Origin of the sequence: Hahella chejuensis KCTC 2396 (assembly GCF_000012985.1) — a bacterium.
Classification (GTDB): Bacteria; Pseudomonadota; Gammaproteobacteria; order Pseudomonadales; family Oleiphilaceae; genus Hahella; species Hahella chejuensis.
Genome location: NC_007645.1, coordinates 5141749 through 5162959, shown reverse-complemented (window position 1 = coordinate 5162959; position 21211 = coordinate 5141749). Strand labels below are relative to the sequence as shown.

The following is a 21211-nucleotide window of genomic DNA, read 5'->3' as shown; positions in this document are numbered from 1 at the left end:
TCTCCCGAAGTGATGTCCGGTTGGTTTGGAGCATTGTCGGCTTTTTGATTTTTTCAAAGGGCGCGTCTTTAACAGATAGACGAAAATTATCCTTCCCGCCACCACAAAATGGCCTATTGAGCAGCGCTGGCCGCTATGTAAATCTACGGCCTGTTGCGGCTGAGCTTGCAATGATTTTTCGCAGACTGGAGAAACAGGGAGCGTAAAGTTAGAAAAGTTGGCTGTATGACATATAGTTTTTATAACGCATGATTTTCCCGGAGAAAGAAATCAACGGCTCATGCAGCTAATTCGCTACTCCATCAACTTTGTCCTATTGCTTGCGCTGTATTACCTGGGGGGACGCCTGGGGCTGCTGCTGGATGTGTACTACGGCGGCGTTACGCCTTTGTGGCCGCCTTCAGGACTGGCGCTGGCGATGATCTGGTTCAGCGGTTGGCGCTGGTCGCCGGTCATCATCGCAGGCGAATTGCTGGCGGCGATGTCCCTGCATCAATCCATACTCAACGGCGTTATCGGCGGCATTGGCCAGCTCAGTGAAGTGGCCTGCGCGATGCTGATGATCCGTTACTTCGGCATCACCCCTTATCTCAGCAGCGTTGGCGACAGTCTGCGCTTCATTGGACTGGCCGCCTTGCTGGCGCCGTTGTTCGGCGCGGGATTAGGCGTGGCGGGACAACTCTCCAGTGGGCTGATCACTCCCAGTCAGGCCGGAGCGACCTGGATCACCTGGTGGCTGGGCGACTCCATCGGCATCATGATTCTCACCCCATTGATTCGATTCTGGTGGATAGAACCGCCATCCGGCTACCGACTGGTGTTGCGCTGGCTGACTCAGACTTCCTGGGTGGCGATGTTCTTCACCGCCGCATTCGTGATTATTCCCGACAAGGCGTGGACTTTGTTTTTTCTGCTGTTGCCCTATGTCGTCTATACCTCCATCACTTTGGGTAAGCAGGGCGCCAGTCTTAGCCTGACGGCTCTGGCGGCGCTGGTGTTGGGCGAGGGTGCGCAAGGCGTTTCCAGCGACTTTATGATCAGCGTGAAAATGGCGTTCGTCGGAACCTGTACGTTGCTGGCCTATGTGGTGACCGCCAACTTCGAAACCAACCGCACTATCCGCAGCATGCTGGCGACAGAGCGTAACCGGCTGCGCACCACGCTGATGTCGATCAGCGATGGCGTGATCAAAGTCGATGAGCGCGCCCATGTGATGTTTATGAATCCTATGGCGGAGCAACTGACCGGGTGGAGCGAGCGCGCGGCCATGGAGAAGCCCTTCGTGGTGATTTGTCCTCTCAAGACCCTGAAAGAGCCCAGACATCCCGCCAATCCGGTGGAGTTTTTCCTGGCGCAGACCCAGCGCGATGCGCAGATAGAGAGTTATGCCTTCGAGTCCGCCGAAGATGGCTCCCGAACCCTGGAAATTCGCATTCGCCGCGTCGTAGGGGGTGGCGGCAGAGGAGATCGACTCTGCAATGGCGCGGTGATTGTGTTGCGGGATATCAGCGATGAAGTGCGGTTGCGTCGACAATTGGAGCATCAGGCGTTGCACGATCCCCTGACTGACCTGCCCAATCGACGCGCCCTGGACAACTATTTACATCGGCTGCTGAGCGAAAATGACACTCATTTGGTGTCGGGGCTGCTGTACATTGACCTGGATCAGTTCAAACTGATTAATGACACCTGCGGTCACGAAGTGGGCGACTTGTTGCTGAAAAAACTGTCGTCATTGCTGCGCAAGAGCACGCCGGAGCGCGGCATGCTGGCGCGCATCAGCGGCGATGAATTCGCGCTGGTGATTGAAGGCGTCACTGAGGCGCAGACGCTGGCGGTGGCGGAGCAGGTGCGACAGACCATTTCACACTACCAGCTAGCCTACGAAGACCTGGTGTTTTCCGTAGGCGCCAGCATTGGCGTCACCTTCATCACGGATCAGGACAACAGCCGTCACGCGGTGCTGTCCCGCGCGGATATCGCCTGCTATCAGGCCAAGGAGAGCGGACGCGACAGAGTCAGGGTCTACCATGCCGGCGATACGGTCATGATGCGTTATCACGGTGAACTGGAGTGGTTGTCGCAGTTGAAAAACGCCATTCAGCTTGGTCACTTTGAGTTGTATCAACAGGGTATCTTTTGTGTTGATGAGAACGGCGACGCGGTGGACATGCCGGGGTGTGAAGTATTGATTCGCCTGCGGCGACAGGATGAAATGGTCAGTCCGGGCAGTTTCATTCCGGTGGCGGAGCGTTTCGGATTTATGCCCATCATTGATCGCTGGGTGACGGAAACATTGTTCCGACGTATGTCCAGCAGCGTAGGGCTGGAGTTTATCTATAACGTCAATTTAAGTGGCGCCACATTTAACGACCATGGCTTTTTCAAAGAGGTGGAAGGCTGGGCGGAGAAATATCGTATTGATCGCTCCCGCGTCTGCTTTGAAGTGACGGAAAGCGTGGCGCTGGCCGATATCGCCCAGACGCGAGAGATCATTCGCAGCATGGCGCAGAAGGGCTACCGCTTCGCTCTGGACGACTTTGGCAGCGGCTCCGCCAGCTACGGCTATCTGAGTGAATTGCCGGTGAACTACGTCAAGCTGGATGGCGGTTTCGTGCGTCGGGTATTGGAAGATCCATCTGCGGAAATTGTGATTGAGTCTCTGGTTAAAATCGCCCGCTTACGCAGCATGCATTGTATTGCTGAGTGTGTGGAAAGCCGGGATATCGCCTGCCGAATGGTGAAGCTGGGGATTCCGGTTTTGCAGGGCTTCTTTTATGACCGGCCCCAACCCATGGGGCCGATCGCAAAAGGCAAGGGGAGTTGAAGCGGGCGTTGGCGGCCAATGATAACCGCCAGGCGCCGTTCAATAGAACTTAGAATGTCTCGCTGACTTCCGGGGCGTTATGCTCCATGATCTGGGGCGCGCCGAACACAGCCACCTGATCGTTCAGGTAAATCAACTCGACGCGACGGTTCTTCTCATGATGAGAAGAGGTCAGTAACGGCTCGCGACTTCCCCAGCCGAAGACTTCCACCTGCTCGGGGCGAGCGCCGTTGTTCAACAGATAATCCGCTACACGCAGGGCGCGTTCCTCTGACAGACGTTCATTGTATGTCGCCTGGCCGGATGCGTCGGTGTGGCCGTGAATTTGAATCTGGTAGTTGGGATGCACGCTGAGGAAATCCGCATGCTGCTTCAGAGCCGCCATGTCTTCCTGGTTCAGGTTGGATTTCTCCAATGGGTAGAAGATAACGCGGGGTTGAGGTGGTTCGACGCCTGCGAACTGGTTTGCGCCGCCATACTCTTTTTCCAGGGCTGCGGCTGTCGCATCGTCAAGTACTAGAACAGTCATATCATTTCCCTCCGTGGTCGAGGCGCTTGTTACTTCGGTTGTTGTGCTGTCGGTGGGTGTTCCGGCGGCGTTTATTGTTTCAGCGGCTTTCGATGTCGTTATTTCTGGGTTGTCATCGGCCTGGGATAAACCGTAGCTGTACAGCTCATCGGCTTCCGAAGTTGACACATCCCTATTATTGTCGGCGACTTCCACGTTATGGGCCGCTGACTTTACAGCAAAGTCTTCGGAAGGTGAAGCCTCTGGCGTTAGATTTTGCGAGCTGCAGGCTGCGATCATGGCCACGGAAAACAAAGTGGCGCTGATGCGGGTGAATTTATTGGGGGTCAGTACGGGGTGTTTCATGTCTCTGTCCTGTTCTGTTGTTGCTTTGTGATTGTCATTACAACAACGAAATCAGGCGTGGGGATGGGGGCTCCAGGGCAATGCGCTGACGAATCATGACCAAATGTGGCGGACGCTATGAACTATGAATGGGAGGGCTGCTTGTCTGCTCAAGTGAGAAGCTGTGTGGCCTCTGCCTGCGCGCACAACGGCGTGAGCCAATTGAGCAACTGTTGACGTAACCAGTGCGGATCTTCCACTGGCAGGTCGTGGCCGGCGGTGGGATGAGTGACGCAACGGGTTTGCCAGGCCTGCGCCATGGCGATGGAGCATTTTGGGTCCACCAGCTTGTCGCCAAGGCTGCATACAATCAGGCAGGGACGATGGGGCGCAAAATCAAACGGACAGCTAAATCGCGCCGCCGCTGTTAGTTGACGTAGTCCGTTAACGGTGCGCACCGGACGCCCCCGGCTCCAACCAGTCCAGAGACGCAAGCGGTCACGGGTGCGCAGTAAGGGAGAGAGCGTGAGCTGCATGATCAGTTTCTCCCGACGGGCGGCGGTGACGCCGACCCCTTGCACAACCTTGGGCCATACCCGCAGCCGCAGCCGGTTCCAAGGCGCACCGTAGGGCCGCATGCTGGCGTTGATCAGCGCCAGTCCCGCAACTTCCTCAGGATGATCGTAGGTCCATTGCGTCGCCAGCATGCCGCCCATGGATAAACCCACCAACACCAGAGGACGACGCATTTCCCAGCGCTCCCGCAGACTGGAGATCATGCCGGCGATAGTGGCCGGAGTGGTTTCTGTGTTACGGACGCCATTACCCGGGATATCCAGGGTCTGCACGCGCACGTCCAGGCCGTTTTCATTAATGGCGTCCTGCAACAGGGTGTCGAAGCCCTCCCAGTGACGGCCGTCGCGCATCCATCCCCGCAGCAGGATCAAATCATATTGATCGTGCGCCGGGAAATCATGGGCCTGGTTCATAATCAGGACTCATACCACAGGGATAAGGCCGCCAGTTCATAGTGCTTGCGTTGGCGTTTGTCCGGCAGCCAGTTGCCGTAAGAACGCACGGCGTTTTTCAGAAAGTCGATGAATATGAGGTGGCGGCGCAATACGCGGCGTAGTCGATGCGGAAGTACGGGGTGGAAAAATCCCAGCAACTGGATGAGCTGGCGCGGATTCTTTTTGATCCAAAGCCAGGACCCCATTTCCATAGTGATGGGCAAGAACAAACGGTTGGCGGTTTTCGCCTCCATATACAGGTAGTCCCATAAATCGCCGTGGGAGGTATAGACCCGGGACTGCGGTTCGAAGGTGTAGACGTGATTTGGATAGGTTTCGAACAGTAAGTTGCGCAGTGCGAAAATTTCCGGCAGGTGAAAAATCGGTTCTTTGCTGTATGCGTATGGGAACCAGATCTGATCGTTGAAACCGAAGCCGGAGTGACAGTCCAGCGCCATGCTGAACGGCGCCGGAAACAGGCGTTCACGGATAAAGTCGCAAAGAGCGACGGCTTCTTTCTCCATAGACTGACCCTTCTGGCCGCGATACCAGGGGATGCGCGTGGTCAGGCGGTGGCCGCCCAGTAATGGCGGGACGCGGGCTTCGGCGTCCACCGGCGCATTGCGCATCAGATCAATCCCATTGCCGTTGGCGCGGGTCTTACGCATCATGCCGGCAGGGTTGAGGGCGGGAAGAAAATAAAGCTGTAGATGATTCAGTTCTTCCTTCAGTCCCTCATCCCAGGTCAACTGCTTCAGCAGGGATTCCATGAAGGCCAGGATAACCTGCGTGCCGATTTTCTCCAGACCGTGAACGCCGCCGGTGAGGGCCAGCGCGGGTTTGTCAGGGCCGGCAGCGCCGACTTTGATCAGGTACAGCGGCAGTCTGTAGCCGCGGAATTCAACGGTATCCAGGATTTCATGCTGGACATTGCCCCCGCCAAGTTCAATTAACTGCTGGATTTTATTCAGTTCATTAACCGGAAAATGTATTTTCGGATACATAAAGCTGAGAGGTCCCATTCAGTCAGACGTCCGCCAAGCGTTGTAACGCAATCGTCAGGAGGGAAACAGCGTCACATCCTTTCAAGAAAGGGTAGAGCCTATGCTGTAAACATGAAAGTACTGTGACGTAATCGCCTGAAAGAATGAAAATTGCGTTAAACCTTAGCCGCCGATCTGTAACTATGCTTATAATTCGGTAGTAAGTATGTATGAGGTGTATAGAATGTTTCGTCGGACGTTATTGATTTTAGCGCTCAGCTTCGCCTGTCAGGCTAACGCGGACTCCCTGGCGCCGGAGCATGAAATGCGCAGATTGTTATTTGTCGCCGAAGAGAGCATCGAAGCGGAAAGGTTCGCCCAGGCGCAGGAAGCGTTGGATAAGGTTTCTGAACTCAACATCACGCCAACGGTTCAATACTACTTTTATCGGGGACGTGTGGCCATGAAGTCGGGTGAATACGAAAAAGCGCGCGAAGCCTTTGTTCGCTACGTCAACCTCGCTGGCGGTGAAGGCGAGTATTACGAAGAGAGCCTGCGCTCCATTACTCGCCTGGACGATCAGCTCAAGCCGGCCAGGCAGACTGCGGAATCCACGTCCATCGATTGGAGCAAAGTGGTGGATAACGGCAGCGGCGAATACCTGCAAAAGCTGCGAGGACTTTATCTGGCGGGCTCCGACCAGAGCGCGCTGGTGCAGCACATCAACAGTTTGTTGGCCGCCAACGTTTACACGCCTTCCCGCATACGCAAACTGAATGAAGAGGAAGGTATTGTTTATCGCGTCAGCGTTAATACACGCAATGAAATCGTACTGCAGGAAACCAATTACCTGAGTGCGAACGTCAGCCACAATATTTCTCGCTTTAAAGTATTTGGCGTGGACCCCTACGTTCGCTCCGGTTGCGACTTGAATCAGCGCGCCTGTTGGCTATGGAACCCTGAAAATCAGGATGAGAAATGGCTGATGATTACGGAAAACAAAAACGCGGTGGATGAACTGAGTCGCGCCATGACGGAACTGATAAAACTGCTGCAAAGCTGATAATGGCGTGGCGCGGGGTTAACAGACTCCGCGCCGCGTTTCTAACGGATCGGATTGTCCGCTTTGATGGGAGGGGCTGGCTTGGATTGGGCGACGGCTGGCGCACGCGACCATTTCACTTCTTCACTGCAGGTTTCTGAATAAGCGCATGCGGACGACACTGCGCTAACCGGCGTCGCTTTTTCCAGATTCGCCTGAGGCAGGCTGAAATCGTATCTCTGTTCCTTGATTGGCGGCGTTCCTTGCAGTTTGGACACGATTGCGCTCGCCAGTATGATGCTCAGGCCAATCAGGGCCGTTTTGTAAAATGAAAATCGGATCATAAAAGGACTTTCGGGCGCTGACATATGTGTATCTAAGCGCTGTTTGCAGGAGGCTTCCTTCAAGTATCTCCGAAAACACCCAATGCGAAAGCGGGCTTCTGTGAAACACTGTCAAATGTGGGCTGATGTCACACTGCGTCAGGTAGCTCGATCACGAACTCCGTCCCTTGCCCCAACACGCTGTTTACTCGGATGGCTCCGCCATGACGGTCGATAACCAGTTTGACGAAGCGCAACCCCAAGCCGCTGCCTTGCACGCCCTGCTGTTCGGAAGCATGGGTGCGGCGAAAACGTTCGAACAGGTAGGGGATTTCTGATGCGGCGATGCCAGGCCCCTGATCGCGTAAGTAGATCAACGTGCCTGCGTCGGTTTTTTCCAGCTTCAATTCGATGCTGTGATTCTGCGGCGTGAATTTGACGGCGTTCTGTAACAGGTTGACCAGGGCCCGCTCCAACAGGTCCGCATTGGCTTTAATGGGCAGTGAGTCCTCTTCGCAGTACACCTGCACCGCAATGCCGCGGGTGAGGGCGCTGGGAGAGATAGAGTCCACCGCGTTATCCACGATGTCCAACAGCTCGCAATCGTAAAAATGAATATGATCCGCCGCTTCCACCCGCGCCAGTTGCAGGAACGCCTCCGCCATGGCCAGACTCTTTTGCGTGAGTTCGCGGGCGGCGTCGATTTTGGCCGCCAGTTTGGCGTCAGGCAACGCTGCGCTCAGGGTGTCCAGCAACGCCAGTTGCGAGGCCAGCGGCGCGCGCAGATCGTGAGAGATGAAGTGAATGGTCTCCAGACGTTTTTGCTGGGCCTCATGGATCGGCGTGATGTCGGAGAAATTGACGATAATGCCGTTGGCGTTCAAGTGAGTGAAGCGCATCGGCGCCAGAGAGATCAGTACGGCGGTATTGCGGGTGTGCAATTCCATGGACTGGGCTTCGCCTTCCACCAGCACTTTGCGCACCACCGAATCCCACAGCGCCGGCGTGAACTTATTGGCGATAGGCATGCATTCGGCGATATAGGCGTTGGTGGTCGCATTGGCGCTCAGCCAACGGCTGGCGTGTTCATTCAGGTACAGGATGCGGCCGACCTCATCGCCCACCAGCACGCCGTCGGGCATGTTGGCGATGGTTTCGGAAACGAACTTGCGCATGTCGCGGATGGCGGCGATGGCGAAGCGCACCTGAGAGATGCGACGGTCAATAAGCTCGCTGGATGGCTGGCGGAGAGTGGTTTTCTGCATCAGCCGGGGATATAGACGCTGCAGATAGTCTGCGGCCTGCTGGAGCTGGTCCGGGTGATCTTCGAAACGCATGTATAGCGCCATTTTGCCGACGGCGTCGGATACCGGCAGAAGGATTTCCATCATGCCCGCATCGGCGTTTATATCGATGCGCTGCTGCCCTCCCGGGGCGATTTCGCGAAACTCCCACAGGGCGGGCTTGAGCAGGCGGGTGACTTGTTGCGCCCACTGTTGGGGAGAGTCATAGATGTCGCCTTGTTGCAGACGCGGCTCTTCCTCCAGTCGCTTCAATTCCTGATTCAGAAACTGATTGAGGCGACTCAGGCGTCGCCAGCTCCAGAATGGATAGGCGAATATCAGGGAGAGTACGACCGACGCCGGTGGATACCATTGGTGGTCCAGCGCCAGCAGCAAGTAACTGAACACCAGCACTGACAACGCCAGGGCGAGAGTTAACGGAAGATTTTTTTCCGGCGACACCCGTGGATACACCAGTGCGGCGATCAGCACCAGGCTGAGCGACAACAGATATTGCCAGGTGGGGGAAATCAGGCGATGCATATTATTGCGCACCAGACCTTCGAAGACGTTGGCGTGCACTTCCACACCCGCCATGCTGGTGGAAGCGCCGGACACCGGCGTCGGCAGGATGTCGCCCAGGCCGGCGGCGGTGGCGCCCACAAATACGACCCGGTTCTGGAAATAGTCAGGAGGAAGCTCGCCATGCATGACCTCGCTGTAAGATAACGTCGGGAAGCTGCCTGGCGCTCCAATAAACGGGATCAGGCGGTACTGTTCGCGGATGTTGAAGGCGCCGCCGTTATCCTGTTCTTCTTTCTTCTGGCGCTTGTCAGGATACAGGTTTTGGTGCACCGATAGCGCCAGACTTGGCCAATGACTGTCTCCCAGGCCCTGATACAGATACAGCCCGCGGGCGATGCCGTCGGCGTCCAATTCCATCTGTGCGTGTCCCAGGCCCTCCGCGGTATCGATGAACTGAGCGATGGGAAGAATCTCGGTGAGGCGGCCGGTATTGCCGACATGATCAATATGCAAAGGTAGAAACACTTTGCCTGCCTCCGCCATGGCTTGGGCGAAAGCCTGGTCTGCTTCAGGAGAACTGGGTTCGGACAGCAGCAGGTCGAACGCCACGGCGCGGGCGCCGGAGTTGCGCAGGCGTTTGATCAAAGCGGCGTGACGGTCTCGCGGCCAGGGCCAGCGACCATATTCCAGCAGGCTCTTTTCATCAATGGCGACGATGACGCTGGAGGTGCTGGTGCTGATGGGGCGCACCTTGAGACAGAAGTCGTAAAACAGGTAGTCCAGCCGCTGCATCCAGCCGCTGGAAATCAGCAGGAAGCAGAGACCCACAAGAATAGCGGCGAAGAGATAACGCTCGGTGACGGGGAAGCCGCGGCTGTGGCGAACTTGGGAAACGTTGTCCCGCTTGGGGGGCGGGTTGGGCTGCGCATCAGGTTTGCCTGGGGTCATCCCATAAGGGCCCTTTATTGTTGTGAGTTAATTATTCCTGACGTTGATTGCGCCCTGTACGCCTCATGCGGATAACGGGGCGGGCGGAGCCTACGGCTCTATTCTGACTGCCTGGGTCGCGCCGAAGTTGGAGGAGTAGAGTGGTCCCGCCACCGGTCTGATGCGAATCCAGTATGTCTTTTCCGGAGTCAGACGGAGGTTGGCGGAGGTTTTCTCCACCTGTTGCTCTTCGATGACCCGGTTGAAAAATTCGTCTTCCGCCAACTGAAGTATATACCGGTCTGCATTGGCCACGCTTTTCCAGAACACTTTCGCTTTTTCTTCAAAATAATTCACCGCTATGACGTGGGTGTCGTCAAGCTTTCCCAGAATGGTGAATCTCCGCGACTCGCTATAGGAAAAGTCGTCACCGCCGGCCAGGGTGGCGATGCGCCAGAAATATTCGCCTGCGTTCAGGTTACGTTCGGCTTGGGCGCTGGAGATGGAAGAGAAGGGGGTGCGGGTGTAGAGGGCGGTGAACTGAGGATCGGCGGAGATTTCAAGGCTGGACATCTGAGTTGGCGTGTCCAGTCGCCAGCGGAAGACGGGGCGCGGCTCTCGCAGCAACGCCCCGGTCAGCGGCGTAATCAGCTGCGCCGGCTCCGCCTTTTGCTCCACCCTGAAGCGCACTTCCGTATCCACGCCCTCCAATCCTCCCGGGTCCACCGCGCGAAGCAGTAAACGGTAGTCGCCATTGCCCAGGTCGGGCAATTCAACCAGGGGAGCGTCAATTTGCTGGGAAAAAACCGGCAGCTCCTTGCCATCGCCTTTAAACACTTCGATAACGTAAGCCGTCGCGTTTGTCACTGGGGCCCAGCTCAACTTCACTGGCGCGGCGTTATACACCGCTGAAGCGGATACCTCCGGGGCTTCCGGTAGTTGAATTTCATAGAAGGCGGAACCGGAGCCCACCGTGGCGCCCTGTCCTTTATACAGTTTGCGGGAGGCGGTGGCGTTGGAGACTTCCACCACGCCCTCGGTGACTTCCGCCACCGTAACCTCAGAGGTCGCCCGCAAGCGGAAAGCTGTGCCGCGCACCGCCGCTACGGCGGACGGCGTGGAGACTTCATAGCGGGAAGCAGGGCCTCGGCGGGGCGTCACTTTCTGCTGCATTTTGCCTCGCAGCAGACGCAACCGCGTATCCACCATGCCGGTATCGCCGTAATGAGTCAGAGTATTGAAGATCACGATGGACTGGCGGGAGACAGTCAGTTCGCTGCCGTCCGCGAAACCGACCAGCGCCGCCCCCTCGTCAGTTTTGATTTCGTCGCCGATTTCCAGTTTGGCTTCCTGTGTCGCCAACACATAATGGGAGGTGTGCGCTTTACGCAGCCATACTTTGCCGCGCAGATTAAGCAGTGACGCGGATTGCGGATAATGGCGCAGCCAGGCCACAGGAATCCTCAGCTGAGTGCCGGGCGTCAGCGACCAGGCGTCGTTGAGACTGTTATAACGCATGAGCGCATCCCAGCCGCGATTAGGCGCAAGAAAGCGCTCACCGATGCTTTGCAGACTGTCGTTGGGGCGGGTGGTGTAGGTCCATTCCATCTTGTCGGGCTCTTGAGCCAACCCGGCGCAGGAGAACCAGCACAGGAACCACAACCACAGCAAGTGGCGTTTGCTCTGTTTCAATCAGACTCCCAATATTCGCAGTGTTGTCAATCGTTGGCCGCGATACCCGGACAAAGCCGACCTATTCCACTTCCTCCAGCCGATAACCGTGCTGGTAAATGGTTTTAATGCGAAATCCGTTTTCCGGTTTGATTCCCAGTTTTCGCCGCAGACGGCTCATATGCGTGTCTACGGTGCGGGTATTGATGTCGCTGCTAACGCCCCAGACCCGCTCCAGCAGGTACTTGCGCGACAGCAGGCGGCCTTTGTTTTCGAACAAAAACGTGGTCAGGTCGAAGTCTTTGTCCGTCAACGTCAGCGGCTCGCCGTTCAGTTGAATGGTCCGTTTCTTGTGGTTGATGCTGAAGGGGCCGTAGCTGGCTTCTTCGGCATCGCTCTCCTCCGTGCGGTTTCTCCGACTCAACGCCTTGAGCCGGGCGATGAGTTCGCCGGGTCGCGCCGGCTTCACCATGTAATCGTCGGCGCCGGCCTCCAGCGCCTCAATAATATCTTCCTCCGCTTCGCGCTGGGTCAGGAATAGCACCGGGATTGGCCATTCCTGCTGCTGCCGCACTTTGCGGAGGATGTCGATGCCGTCCATATCCGGCAGTTGCCAGTCCATAATGAGCAAATCGAAGCTGTCATGGGTGACGGCGAATAAAAAATCTTTCCCCGTATTGTAATGGCGGCATTGAAAATCTGAGTTCCGCAGATTTAGCAATAGCTGGTCCGCCAGATTCTGGTCGTCTTCTAGAAGTCCGATTTTCATAGTCTGCGTTCGTCTAACTGTTTGATGTATATCTAAGTTTGGCAGTAAACCACCAATCTCGCTAACTTTTGCCGAAAAATGTGCGTACAGGGTTGAACCGCACCAGTTTCGGAGACTTTTTCAGAAGACTGCAAACCTTGCGAAAAGCCGGACTAGGGCAAGGTCTACTTCAACTGAAATGGATTTTGTGAGCAATTTAAAAATGTAACAACAAGCTACTTTTTGCATCGCAGGCCGTAGCCATGGTCCTCGTGGGCAAGTTGGATATATTATTGGCGCTGGCGACTGTCCCGAAAACCCTGCCATGGCGTGGACCAATCCCAGGGATGGCCGCAGCATTCCGCGCCAGAGCGTTCGCTGTGGTGGCAGGCGAACAAGCAGGTAATGGAACCGTCCAAAGGCGAGGGGCGCAGTGGCCGCGGGGACCGGCGATCAGGGTCTCCAGTATGCAAGCGAAGCGCGCAGTTCGCCTTTCGCGACTTCCTGAACAAGGGATGGACGGCGAATATAAGGAAATAGCGGTGACCGCAATGGTCGCTGTGGAGAAGGAAAATGAAAGTAATAAGGACTTTTAAGCGAGAAACAGGATGTAAACTTCATTTGCGTCTGGCCCTTTTTGCATTGTTGACGGCCTTTGCTGTACCCACTCTTGCGGAGATTAATTTTTACCCGCCTGTAAATCTGTCCTATTCAGATGGTTTGAGTTTTAACCCCAGCCTGGTGACCCAAGGCGATAATCTCTTTGTAACCTGGGACGATAACAGTTCCGGGGTGAAGGAAGTGATGTTCGCGCGCTCTCGCGATAAAGGTGAAAACTACACGCCGCCGAAGCAATTGTCGTCGTCCTCCGGCCAATCCAGCGCGCCGGATGTGGCGGTGGACTCTCACGGTCGAGTGCATGTGGTGTGGCAGGATACTTTGTACGGCGCCTCTACGATTCTTTACGTGCGTTCGGAGGATGGCGGCAAAACTTTTTCCCAGGCCGTCAGCCTTTCTGGGGACGACAGCGCCTCGGTGCGGGCGGATATTCTGGTGGACTCGGGGAACGTGATCTATGTGGCCTGGACCGACACCGGGACGGAAGAAGTGATAGTGACCCAGAGCGTGGACGGAGGCGACAGTTTTCAGCAAGTCGCCAAGATGAAAGCCAACTTTGTCTCCAGCGTGCGTATGACGGCGGGAGGAGATCGGCGTATCCACGTGGCCTGGACCAACGCACAGAATATCTATCACATGTATTCCAGAAACGGCGGGCGCAGCTTCTCCCGGCCGGTGAGTATTTCCGCTAGCAGTGCGGCGTCATCTTCCGTTTCGCTGGCGGCGGATGCGGGCAGCAATGTTTACATCGGTTGGAGTGAGCAGATCAATGATGAGGCGGAGATATATGTGGCGCGATCTGAGGATGGCGGGCAGCATTTTGCGCCGCCCGGCAACATCAGCCGTAATCCGGGTTCCTCAATCGGCCCGGATTTGACCACGGATACCGACGGCGTGTTGTATGTCGTTTGGCAGGATACGACCCCGGGCAACTACGAAGCGATGTTCGCCTACTCCACAGACAGAGCCCTGACGTTTTCCCCCGCCGCCAATATATCTCCCAGTGAATTGGGGTCCCTGGTGACCAGGGTGGCGGTCAATGAGTCCGGCGGCATATTCGTCGCCTGGGACGATAATCGCAGTGGCAATTTTGAGATTATCGTGGCGCGAGGGATGCAGGGCTTGGCGGCGATCAAGAACGCCACCGCCAAGCCCTCTCCCTTCAGTCCAAACGGCGACGGCTCCAATGACACGTTGAGAGTACGCGCCGATTTCACCGCTCCGCTGCAATGGGAGGCCTCTGTCCTCACGCCGGAGGATGAGCCGGTGAACGTGTTTCGCGGCAATGGAGAGCGCTTCGACTTGACTTGGGATGGGCTGGACCACAATGGCGTAGTCACTCCGGACGGCTCTTATCGGTTCTTGATTACTGGCGTGGATCTGGACGGCGTGGCGGCGGCTCCGGCAGAAGTGTATTTCAGCGTGAACACCGTATCAGACTCGGAACCGCCGCAATTGTTGAGCTATGAGTCCAACTATGCGGAATTTGGTCCAGATGGCGATGGACGGCGCGATAACGTCACGCTTAAAGCAAGCTTCAACAAGAATCTCGATTGGACGCTTAGTTATCAAAACCGGGATGGAGTGGAATTGTTTCGTCAACAAGGCAGCGGCGTTTCGCTTGATAAAGTGTGGGACGGCCGTGATTTCAGCGGCGTTAAGGTGGCGGATGATCGTTATGTGATTGCGTTGTCAGCCACAGACACCCAGGGAATCAGTGTAAATGGCGAGTTGCGGGTGATTGTGGACACCGTCGCCCCGCAATGGGCGAATATCAGCGTCACGCCGGAAGTGATTACACCCAATGGAGATCAATCAGACGACAAGGCGCGCCTGGAGTTTGATCTCAATGAAGGCGCGTTGACGACAGTATATGTCTACGAGGCGCGAGGCGGTTCTCTGGTGCGAGAGCTGTATCGGGAGCCTTTGATTGGCGAACGCCGTGTCGCGATAGACTGGGACGGACGTTCCGGCACAGGGAATGTCGTCGCGCCGGGAAAGTACATCTTTAAAGTGTGGATGCGGGACTATGCGGCCAATCGCGCGGAGCCTTATCCAGTGGTGGCCGGCGTCACAGTGAGATAAGCGGTGGTCGCTCCGCTCGTCGAATGCGGCGGAGTGGTTTATAGTGTAGTCATTATCTACGCCGCGACGGGTCCCGTCGCGGCGGCTTGCTGTCTAATCCTATCTGCTGAATAAAATATGAAAATCCAGATCTCTGTTGAGAATAAGTTAAAAGAGGCTTTCACTCCGACGCACCTGGAGGTGATCAATGAAAGCCACATGCACAGCGTCCCCCCTAATTCGGAAACCCATTTCAAAGTGGTGTTGGTGACGCCGCAATTTACCGACATGCGTTCCGTGCAACGGCACCAGAAAGTATATGCAGTGCTGGGCGAGTTGATGCAGCAAGGCATTCACGCGCTGGCGCTGCATACCTTCACCCCGCAGGAATGGCTGGAAAAAGGCCAGGCCCCAGACTCGCCCAATTGCATGGGCGGTAGTAAAAAAGCCAAAACGGAGTAGGGCGGTCAATGAGCCAGTTCTTCCAGATTCATCAGGATAACCCGCAGGCCCGCCTGGTTCGCCAGGCGGTGGAAATCATCCACAGCGGCGGCGTTATCGTTTACCCCACGGATTCCGGTTATGCGCTGGGATGCGCCATCGGCGATAAAAACGCCGCCGACCGCATCAAGAGCATTCGCCGCCTGGACGATAAGCATAACTTTACGCTGGTGTGCCGGGATTTGAGCGATATCTCCACCTACGCCAAGGTGGACAACAGCACTTATCGACTGCTGAAAAACCATACCCCCGGCGCTTATACCTTTATTTTGACGGCGACTTCGGAAGTGCCGCGCAGGTTGCTGCATCCGAAGCGGCGTCAAATCGGCATCCGGGTGCCTGATAACCGCATTGCGCAGGCGTTGTTGGAGGAGTTAGGGGCTCCGTTGATGAGCTCTACCTTGATTATGCCCGGCGAAGAAATGCCGATGACCGATCCCTATGAGATCCGTCAGATGCTGGAGCATGCGGTGGACTTGATCATCGATGGCGGTTTCTGCGGCATGGAGCCCACCTCCGTCGTTGACCTGACCGACGATGCGCCGGTGATCTTGCGGGAAGGCGCGGGCGACGTTTCCAGTTTCTGAGAGAATGCGCCGCCGGTATCGCCGGCGGCTGACGTGATCAGCTGATGGAGATGGAGAAGGCGGAGCCGGAGTTTGCGGTCATCTCCGCGGCGGCGGACCCCATTTTGTGAAAGCGCTGTACGATGTCCTGCAGGGAATTGTTCTGTGGGTTGGAGGAAAGCAACGAACTGAATAGCGAGTTGTCGCCCCCATAGGCATTCTGCAGACGCATGACGTTCTGCACGTAATCCAGTGCGGGCTTCTGATTGCTCAGACGTACGAATGTTTGCTTGATATCCGGGTTGCGATTGATATCCGCTTCAATCTTTTGTTTGGCCTCTGTCGGAATCGCGCCGGAAATTTCCAGCGCGCCGGTTTCGCTGCGTCCCAGGCGAACCTGTCCGCGTACGCTGGTGACGCCATACTCGGCAAGCTTTTGCCTGAGCGTCTGCTGCACAAAGGCAGTATCTTGCCCGACTCCTTGTTGGAACTCTTTGATCATGACCCGGGGACGGGAGCTTTGTTCCTGCTGCTGACCCGACAGGGTCACGGTTCCTGGCTCAGGAAGATTGTCCATGGCCGCGTCGGCCTTTGTCTGCTGGGCGGCGGTGGGCTGTTTCAGGCCTTCGTACGCCTGATTTCCATATTCAAATAAAGTGCGAATTAAACCCATGACGGCTACCTTGTAATTTCTGAGTGCGTTGTTTCCGGCATTGGAAAGCGCGTATTCCTGACATATTCAGAACTTATTCAAATGCTGTGCCAGCAATCGGCCGGGAATCCAACATGACGAACGGGGCGCTATTGGCTAACATGGGCGCCTGATTGACGACTCAGAGTAGTTAAATGGCTGACACCTTTTATTGGTACGATTTCGAGACCTGGGGCGCAGATCCCCGCAGAGACAGACCTTCTCAGTTTGCGGGCGTGCGCACGGACTTGGATCTCAACCCCATCGAAAAGCCGCTGGTGATGTATTGCATGCCGGCGGAAGACGTATTGCCGCAACCGGAAGCCTGCCTGATCACCGGCATCACGCCACAGAAGGCGCTGTCCGAGGGCGTGAGCGAAGCGGAATTTATCCGCCTGATCCATGAGCAGTTCTCGCGTCCGGGAACCTGTGTGGTCGGCTACAACAGCATCCGCTTCGACGATGAAGTCACCCGCAACACGCTGTACCGCAACTTCTACGATCCATACAGCCGGGAGTGGCGCAACGGCAATTCCCGCTGGGACGTCATCGATATGGTGCGGCTTACCTACGCCATGCGGCCCGACGGCATAAACTGGCCCATGAACGCAGAAGGCGTCCCCAGTTTTCGCCTGGAAGAGCTGACCAAGGCCAATGGCGTGACCCACGAGGCGGCGCATGACGCTATGTCTGATGTGTACGCCACCATCGCTGTGGCGCGTCTGATCAAGACGGCGCAACCCAAGTTGTATGACTACGTGCTCGGCCATCGCAATAAGAAAGTTCTGGAAGGGCTGGTGGATATCGAACGCATGAAACCCCTGTTTCATGTGTCTTCCAAATTTCCGGCGGCTTTAGGCTGCTGCGCCATGGTGGCGCCCATTGCGCGTCATCCAACCAATCCCAACGGCGTGATCGTCTATGATCTGCGCGCTGATCCCTCCACCTGGACGCACTTGCCAGTGGAGAAGATTCGAGAGCGCATCTTCACGTCGAATGAAGACCTCCCGGAAGGCGCGGAACGTATCCCGCTGAAAGTCGTGCATCTGAACAAATGCCCCATTCTGGTTGAAAGCAAAATCCTCAAAACCATGGACCCGGAGAGATTGCGCGGTTTTCAGCTGGACGGCGACAAGCTGAGATCGCACCTGCAGGCGTTGCGTCAGGCGGAGAATATTCAGCAACGGGTGGCGGAAGTGTTCAACGAACCCATGGACGACAGCGAGACCGATCCGGACCTGATGCTCTACAGCGGCGGCTTTTTCAGCAACAACGACCGTGAACTGATGACTTTCATTCACGAGCAGTCGCCGGAAGTGCTGGGGGAGCTGGAGCTGCCTTTTGAAGATCCACGGCTGCAGGAGATGCTGTTCCGTTATCGCGCCAGGAACTTTCCCGGAACGTTGAACGAAGAGGAAATGGAGAAGTGGGAGCGGTATCGCTATCACCGTTTAGCCGGGGAATCCAGCGGAGCCTCAATCAGCTTCCAGGCGTATTTCAAGAAGCTGGAGCAGCTCGCCGCTAACCCGGATATCACGCCGTTTCAGTTGTCCATTCTTCAGGATCTGCACTTATACGGTGAGTCCATTATTCCCATGGACTTCTGATCCCGGACAGCGCCATAGCCACGGCGCCTGACTCTTGCCAGTGGATAGCGTAACGAAAAAGACCCGCATGATGCGGGTCTTTTTTATTGGAGCGAGTTTCGCTGCAGAGCCTGTCAGTATTTGACTCGAAGCGGAAACAGCTTGTTTGCGTTGAGCCAGCTCTCTTTGTCCTTCAACGGCTCCGCTTTTCCAGGACGCCAGTGTACGCCGTTTTTGTCGCCGTCAGTGACCACCAGCAGCGCGCTCTTATCCGTCACAAACTGCTTGTCGAAGTAGTCCGCCAGCAGTTCAAGGCTGAGCTTGTCCACTTCGCTGGCGATCTGGTTCAGGGTGTCGAACTGCTCATTGCCAACGTCAATTTCCGTCCAGAATCGGTCGGAGCGCTGCTCCAGGGTTTGATCTTTCTCCATCAGGCGCGCCTTCAGTGCGGCTTTGTGTTTCTCAAATTCCGCTTCGGGCAGTAAACGCAACTCTTTCGCAAAACGAGCGATAAAGTCCTCGGTGGCGGTATGGATTTGCTTTGGCGTGTGTGACGGAGACTGCACGATAAAGGCCAGAGCCGGTGTATCCAGCAGCGTATAAGGTGTGGCGAACACGACATAGCCCATCTGCGCTTCTGTGCGGATATCGTTGTAATATTCCGGCGAAATGATCTGTGCGATCATGCCGAACGCTGCGCGGTCAGCATAGGTTTTCCCGGGGCCCTGGACATAATAGAGATAGGCGGAGTCCTGATGGGGAGTGTTGATTTCTTTAAACCAGTCGCCGCCTTGAATGTCCACCACAGCGCTTTTCTGCACTTCAACGATATTGGCGTCGGCCAGTAACTGCTTCTCCACTACATTGGCTGCGTGCAGCGCTTGCTCACGAGAAATATTGCCGTGGGCGAGAGCGACCAGATTGATATCCTTGAGCGCAGTGGGAGCAAAGGCGCGTACGTCGTCCAGCGTGATATTCTTCAGCGCATCAATCTGCTGCTTTTCGGTCCAGTAAGGTTGCAGCAACCAAGTCCGCGCTTCTGAGGCGAGACGCTCAAACGGCTTGTCCTGTATGGCGTTTTTCAGATCGCGCAGCATGTCCTTCTTGAACTGGTTGAAGCGGTCTTCGCGCAGCTCTGGCTGCTTTAACGTGGTCAAAATACGTTCCAGCAATACGGGCTGCTTGTCGCTAAAGCCGTCTATGCGAAGCGTTATGCCGCGCAAATGCTTGTAGAGTTTGAAATCCAACCCGGCAAGGTAGGCGGGGTAGGAATATTCGCTTAACTCGTCACGGGCCAGGGAGATAAAAAGTTCAGTCAGCGCCTGATCTCTTGGGCTCTTGTTGGCCAGTTGCGAGCGGATGCTCAGGTAAAAGCTGGATTTTGGAGAGTCGAAAGACCGATCTCTGGCGAACCAGACATCATATCCCGGTTTTGCATAGATCTTCTCGGGTACAGCCATGTCCGGGCCGGCCAGCAAATCGAGATCGTCCGGAATAAATTCGTTGGGCCCTGGCAGATGAATGGCGGCCTGTTGGTCCGGAGTACGGATCTCGGCGTCTTCTTCTGTGGTGAAGGCGCGCACGCTGTAGGGCGTCTCGTACCAACGCTCAGTTTTATCGGTGGCGACTTCAGGCGCGGACAGCACCGCCAGCATATTTTCCGGGCTCAAGCGGTCGGCGAACTCTTTCAGCACCTTGGCGTCATAGTCGTCCATGGCGTAAGGCGCGCGCAGCACCTGATCAGGGGAGTGGTCCTGCAAACGCCCAGCCAGACTGCTTACATAGTGAATGGGCGCCGCCTGATCCTGGAAGCGATAGGCGATATCCAGCATCTTCGCCTGTTCCTGAAAGCGCCACTCCTCAATGCCCTGCTGCTTGATCAGGTTGATGTAAGTGAATACATCACGGATCACCTTGATCCAGTTCTTCTGGCCTTTCTCCGTCAGAGTGATGGAGACGCTGACCACGGAGCTGTCTTCCTCGCTGGTGAACAGACCGGAAGAGAGCCCCTCCGCCAGATTCTGCTGTTTCAACCAGGAAAGCAGGCTGCCTTCGCCTTCGTGACCGATGAGGTTGGTCAGGTAATACACCGGTTTGGCGTGGAAGTAGGGCTCAATCGGCGGCGCCTCAAACATCAGGTGCAACGAGCGCTTTTCCTTGATCGGTTTGATGGACAACAGTGTCGGCGCCGCGCCGGGTTTGAACAGCGGCGGCCGTTTCTGGTTGTGTTCGATATCGCGCTTTTTCACGCCGCTGAACTTTTCCTTCACCCAGGCTTCCATCGTGTCCAACGGCTCTTTGCCATAGACGGTCAGCTTCATGATGTCTGCGGAATAGTGTTGCTCGTAAAACTTGAGCAGGGCGTCGCGGACATTTTCGCCAGGACGGTCCGCCAGGGTTTCCAGATTGCCGACAGCGAACTTGGCCATGGGATGGGCGGGGTTGATGGCTTGCTTCACCGCAGCGAAAAAGCGACGGCTGTCTTCCCGCAATTTCGAGGTGTATTCCGAATGCACCGCATTTTTCTCACGCTCGACATAGGCTTCGGAAAACAACGGCGCGACAAACTGCTGGCTGAAACGGTCCAGCGCCGGCTCCAGTGCGTCAGCATCTACGTCGAAGAAATAGTTGGTGTGGTCGAACGCGGTGAAGGCGTTATGAGAGCCACCATGCTGATTGATAAAAGACTGATACTCGTCGGGCTGCGGGTATTTTTCCGTTCCCAGAAACAGCATGTGCTCCAGGAAGTGCGCCAGTCCCTCCCGTCCAATCGGATCGGCCCCGCTGCCCACGTCCACATCTATCGCGGCGGCGGCTTTGTCGGTTTCCGGGTCGGATATCAACAGCGCCTGTAAACCGTTGTCCAGCGTGACAGCCCGGTATTGACGCTTATCATTCGGGCTCTTGGCTATGTTGTTGTTCACTGAGGGCATAGTGTTAGGACTTTTATTGAGAACGCTGCAAGCGGAAATAAAACTAAAAACCAGGATCAA

Annotated in this window: 16 protein-coding genes; 7 read left to right on the top strand and 9 right to left on the bottom strand. The window is 56.0% G+C overall.

Translation table 11 applies throughout. From position 1 onward, the window contains the following. The first annotated feature begins 280 nt into the window (after window positions 1–280). Window positions 281–2827 (top strand): bifunctional diguanylate cyclase/phosphodiesterase, encoded by a 2547-nt coding sequence (locus HCH_RS22535; RefSeq protein ID WP_011398766.1) that lies wholly within the window; start codon window positions 281–283, stop codon window positions 2825–2827. Between the two features lie 49 nt (window positions 2828–2876). Here HCH_RS22535 and HCH_RS32665 read toward each other — a convergent pair whose 3' ends face one another. From HCH_RS32665 to HCH_RS22520, 3 genes are all read right to left on the bottom strand, one after another. Further along, window positions 2877–3701: an OmpA family protein gene (locus tag HCH_RS32665; RefSeq protein ID WP_011398765.1), complete on the bottom strand. Its 825-nt coding sequence runs from the start codon at window positions 3699–3701 to the stop codon at window positions 2877–2879. A gap of 149 nt (window positions 3702–3850) precedes the next feature. Next, a complete protein-coding gene (locus HCH_RS22525; protein ID WP_049781058.1) occupies window positions 3851–4669 on the bottom strand; it encodes an alpha/beta fold hydrolase in 819 nt (272 codons plus the stop codon). A gap of 2 nt (window positions 4670–4671) precedes the next feature. Further along, window positions 4672–5694 carry a M14 family zinc carboxypeptidase gene (locus tag HCH_RS22520; RefSeq protein WP_011398763.1) on the bottom strand — a complete coding sequence of 341 codons (1023 nt, stop codon included), beginning with the start codon at window positions 5692–5694 and terminating at the stop codon, window positions 4672–4674. A 223-nt stretch (window positions 5695–5917) separates the two neighbouring features. On the opposite strand from HCH_RS22520, the gene HCH_RS22515 reads away from it, so the two are divergent. Further along, a complete protein-coding gene (locus HCH_RS22515; protein ID WP_011398762.1) occupies window positions 5918–6736 on the top strand; it encodes a tetratricopeptide repeat protein in 819 nt (272 codons plus the stop codon). Between the two features lie 41 nt (window positions 6737–6777). On the opposite strand, the gene HCH_RS22510 is transcribed toward HCH_RS22515, so the two are convergent. From HCH_RS22510 to HCH_RS22495, 4 genes are all read right to left on the bottom strand, one after another. Beyond that, complete coding sequence (locus HCH_RS22510; RefSeq protein WP_158304988.1) at window positions 6778–6993, bottom strand: hypothetical protein; 216 nt, start codon at window positions 6991–6993, stop codon at window positions 6778–6780. Between the two features lie 194 nt (window positions 6994–7187). Continuing rightward, window positions 7188–9794, bottom strand: a complete 2607-nt coding sequence (locus HCH_RS22505; RefSeq protein ID WP_011398760.1) for a CHASE2 domain-containing protein — start codon at window positions 9792–9794, stop codon at window positions 7188–7190. Between the two features lie 90 nt (window positions 9795–9884). Further along, on the bottom strand, window positions 9885–11465 hold the full coding sequence (locus HCH_RS22500; RefSeq protein WP_011398759.1) for a FecR domain-containing protein: 1581 nt from the start codon (window positions 11463–11465) through the stop codon (window positions 9885–9887). Between the two features lie 61 nt (window positions 11466–11526). Beyond that, window positions 11527–12213 (bottom strand): response regulator transcription factor, encoded by a 687-nt coding sequence (locus tag HCH_RS22495; RefSeq protein WP_011398758.1) that lies wholly within the window; start codon window positions 12211–12213, stop codon window positions 11527–11529. Between the two features lie 446 nt (window positions 12214–12659). Between HCH_RS22495 and HCH_RS35055 the strand changes: the two genes are divergently transcribed. The 4 genes from HCH_RS35055 (at window position 12660) to HCH_RS22475 (ending at window position 15962) form a co-directional block, all read left to right on the top strand. Further along, the gene (locus HCH_RS35055) at window positions 12660–12788 is read left to right on the top strand and encodes a hypothetical protein (RefSeq protein ID WP_274377821.1); all 129 of its coding nucleotides are present in this window, start codon (window positions 12660–12662) and stop codon (window positions 12786–12788) included. Between the two features lie 25 nt (window positions 12789–12813). After that, window positions 12814–14895 carry an exo-alpha-sialidase gene (locus tag HCH_RS22485; protein WP_041598865.1) on the top strand — a complete coding sequence of 694 codons (2082 nt, stop codon included), beginning with the start codon at window positions 12814–12816 and terminating at the stop codon, window positions 14893–14895. Between the two features lie 117 nt (window positions 14896–15012). Then, window positions 15013–15336: a BolA family protein gene (locus HCH_RS22480; protein WP_011398756.1), complete on the top strand. Its 324-nt coding sequence runs from the start codon at window positions 15013–15015 to the stop codon at window positions 15334–15336. An 8-nt stretch (window positions 15337–15344) separates the two neighbouring features. After that, window positions 15345–15962, top strand: coding sequence for an L-threonylcarbamoyladenylate synthase (locus tag HCH_RS22475; protein ID WP_011398755.1), 618 nt, complete (start codon window positions 15345–15347; stop codon window positions 15960–15962). Between the two features lie 37 nt (window positions 15963–15999). Here HCH_RS22475 and HCH_RS22470 read toward each other — a convergent pair whose 3' ends face one another. Beyond that, window positions 16000–16614 (bottom strand): hypothetical protein, encoded by a 615-nt coding sequence (locus HCH_RS22470; protein WP_011398754.1) that lies wholly within the window; start codon window positions 16612–16614, stop codon window positions 16000–16002. A 173-nt stretch (window positions 16615–16787) separates the two neighbouring features. Between HCH_RS22470 and sbcB the strand changes: the two genes are divergently transcribed. Next, on the top strand, window positions 16788–18239 hold the full coding sequence (gene sbcB / locus HCH_RS22465) for an exodeoxyribonuclease I (RefSeq protein WP_011398753.1): 1452 nt from the start codon (window positions 16788–16790) through the stop codon (window positions 18237–18239). Between the two features lie 113 nt (window positions 18240–18352). On the opposite strand, the gene HCH_RS22460 is transcribed toward sbcB, so the two are convergent. Next, window positions 18353–21151: an insulinase family protein gene (locus tag HCH_RS22460; protein WP_238384923.1), complete on the bottom strand. Its 2799-nt coding sequence runs from the start codon at window positions 21149–21151 to the stop codon at window positions 18353–18355. Window positions 21152–21211: the final 60 nt, after the last annotated feature.

What these genes read in the sequence shown, in the direction of transcription:
- HCH_RS22535 (WP_011398766.1), top strand. Translation starts at nt 281, where the DNA reads ATGCAGCTAATTCGCTACTCCATCAACTTTGTCCTATTGCTTGCGCTG.
- HCH_RS32665 (WP_011398765.1), bottom strand. Translation starts at nt 3,701, where the DNA reads ATGAAACACCCCGTACTGACCCCCAATAAATTCACCCGCATCAGCGCC.
- HCH_RS22525 (WP_049781058.1), bottom strand. Translation starts at nt 4,669, where the DNA reads ATGAACCAGGCCCATGATTTCCCGGCGCACGATCAATATGATTTGATC.
- HCH_RS22520 (WP_011398763.1), bottom strand. Translation starts at nt 5,694, where the DNA reads ATGTATCCGAAAATACATTTTCCGGTTAATGAACTGAATAAAATCCAG.
- HCH_RS22515 (WP_011398762.1), top strand. Translation starts at nt 5,918, where the DNA reads ATGTTTCGTCGGACGTTATTGATTTTAGCGCTCAGCTTCGCCTGTCAG.
- HCH_RS22505 (WP_011398760.1), bottom strand. Translation starts at nt 9,794, where the DNA reads ATGACCCCAGGCAAACCTGATGCGCAGCCCAACCCGCCCCCCAAGCGG.
- HCH_RS22495 (WP_011398758.1), bottom strand. Translation starts at nt 12,213, where the DNA reads ATGAAAATCGGACTTCTAGAAGACGACCAGAATCTGGCGGACCAGCTA.
- HCH_RS35055 (WP_274377821.1), top strand. Translation starts at nt 12,660, where the DNA reads ATGCAAGCGAAGCGCGCAGTTCGCCTTTCGCGACTTCCTGAACAAGGG.
- HCH_RS22480 (WP_011398756.1), top strand. Translation starts at nt 15,013, where the DNA reads ATGAAAATCCAGATCTCTGTTGAGAATAAGTTAAAAGAGGCTTTCACT.
- HCH_RS22475 (WP_011398755.1), top strand. Translation starts at nt 15,345, where the DNA reads ATGAGCCAGTTCTTCCAGATTCATCAGGATAACCCGCAGGCCCGCCTG.
- HCH_RS22470 (WP_011398754.1), bottom strand. Translation starts at nt 16,614, where the DNA reads ATGGGTTTAATTCGCACTTTATTTGAATATGGAAATCAGGCGTACGAA.
- sbcB (WP_011398753.1), top strand. Translation starts at nt 16,788, where the DNA reads ATGGCTGACACCTTTTATTGGTACGATTTCGAGACCTGGGGCGCAGAT.
- HCH_RS22460 (WP_238384923.1), bottom strand. Translation starts at nt 21,151, where the DNA reads ATGCCCTCAGTGAACAACAACATAGCCAAGAGCCCGAATGATAAGCGT.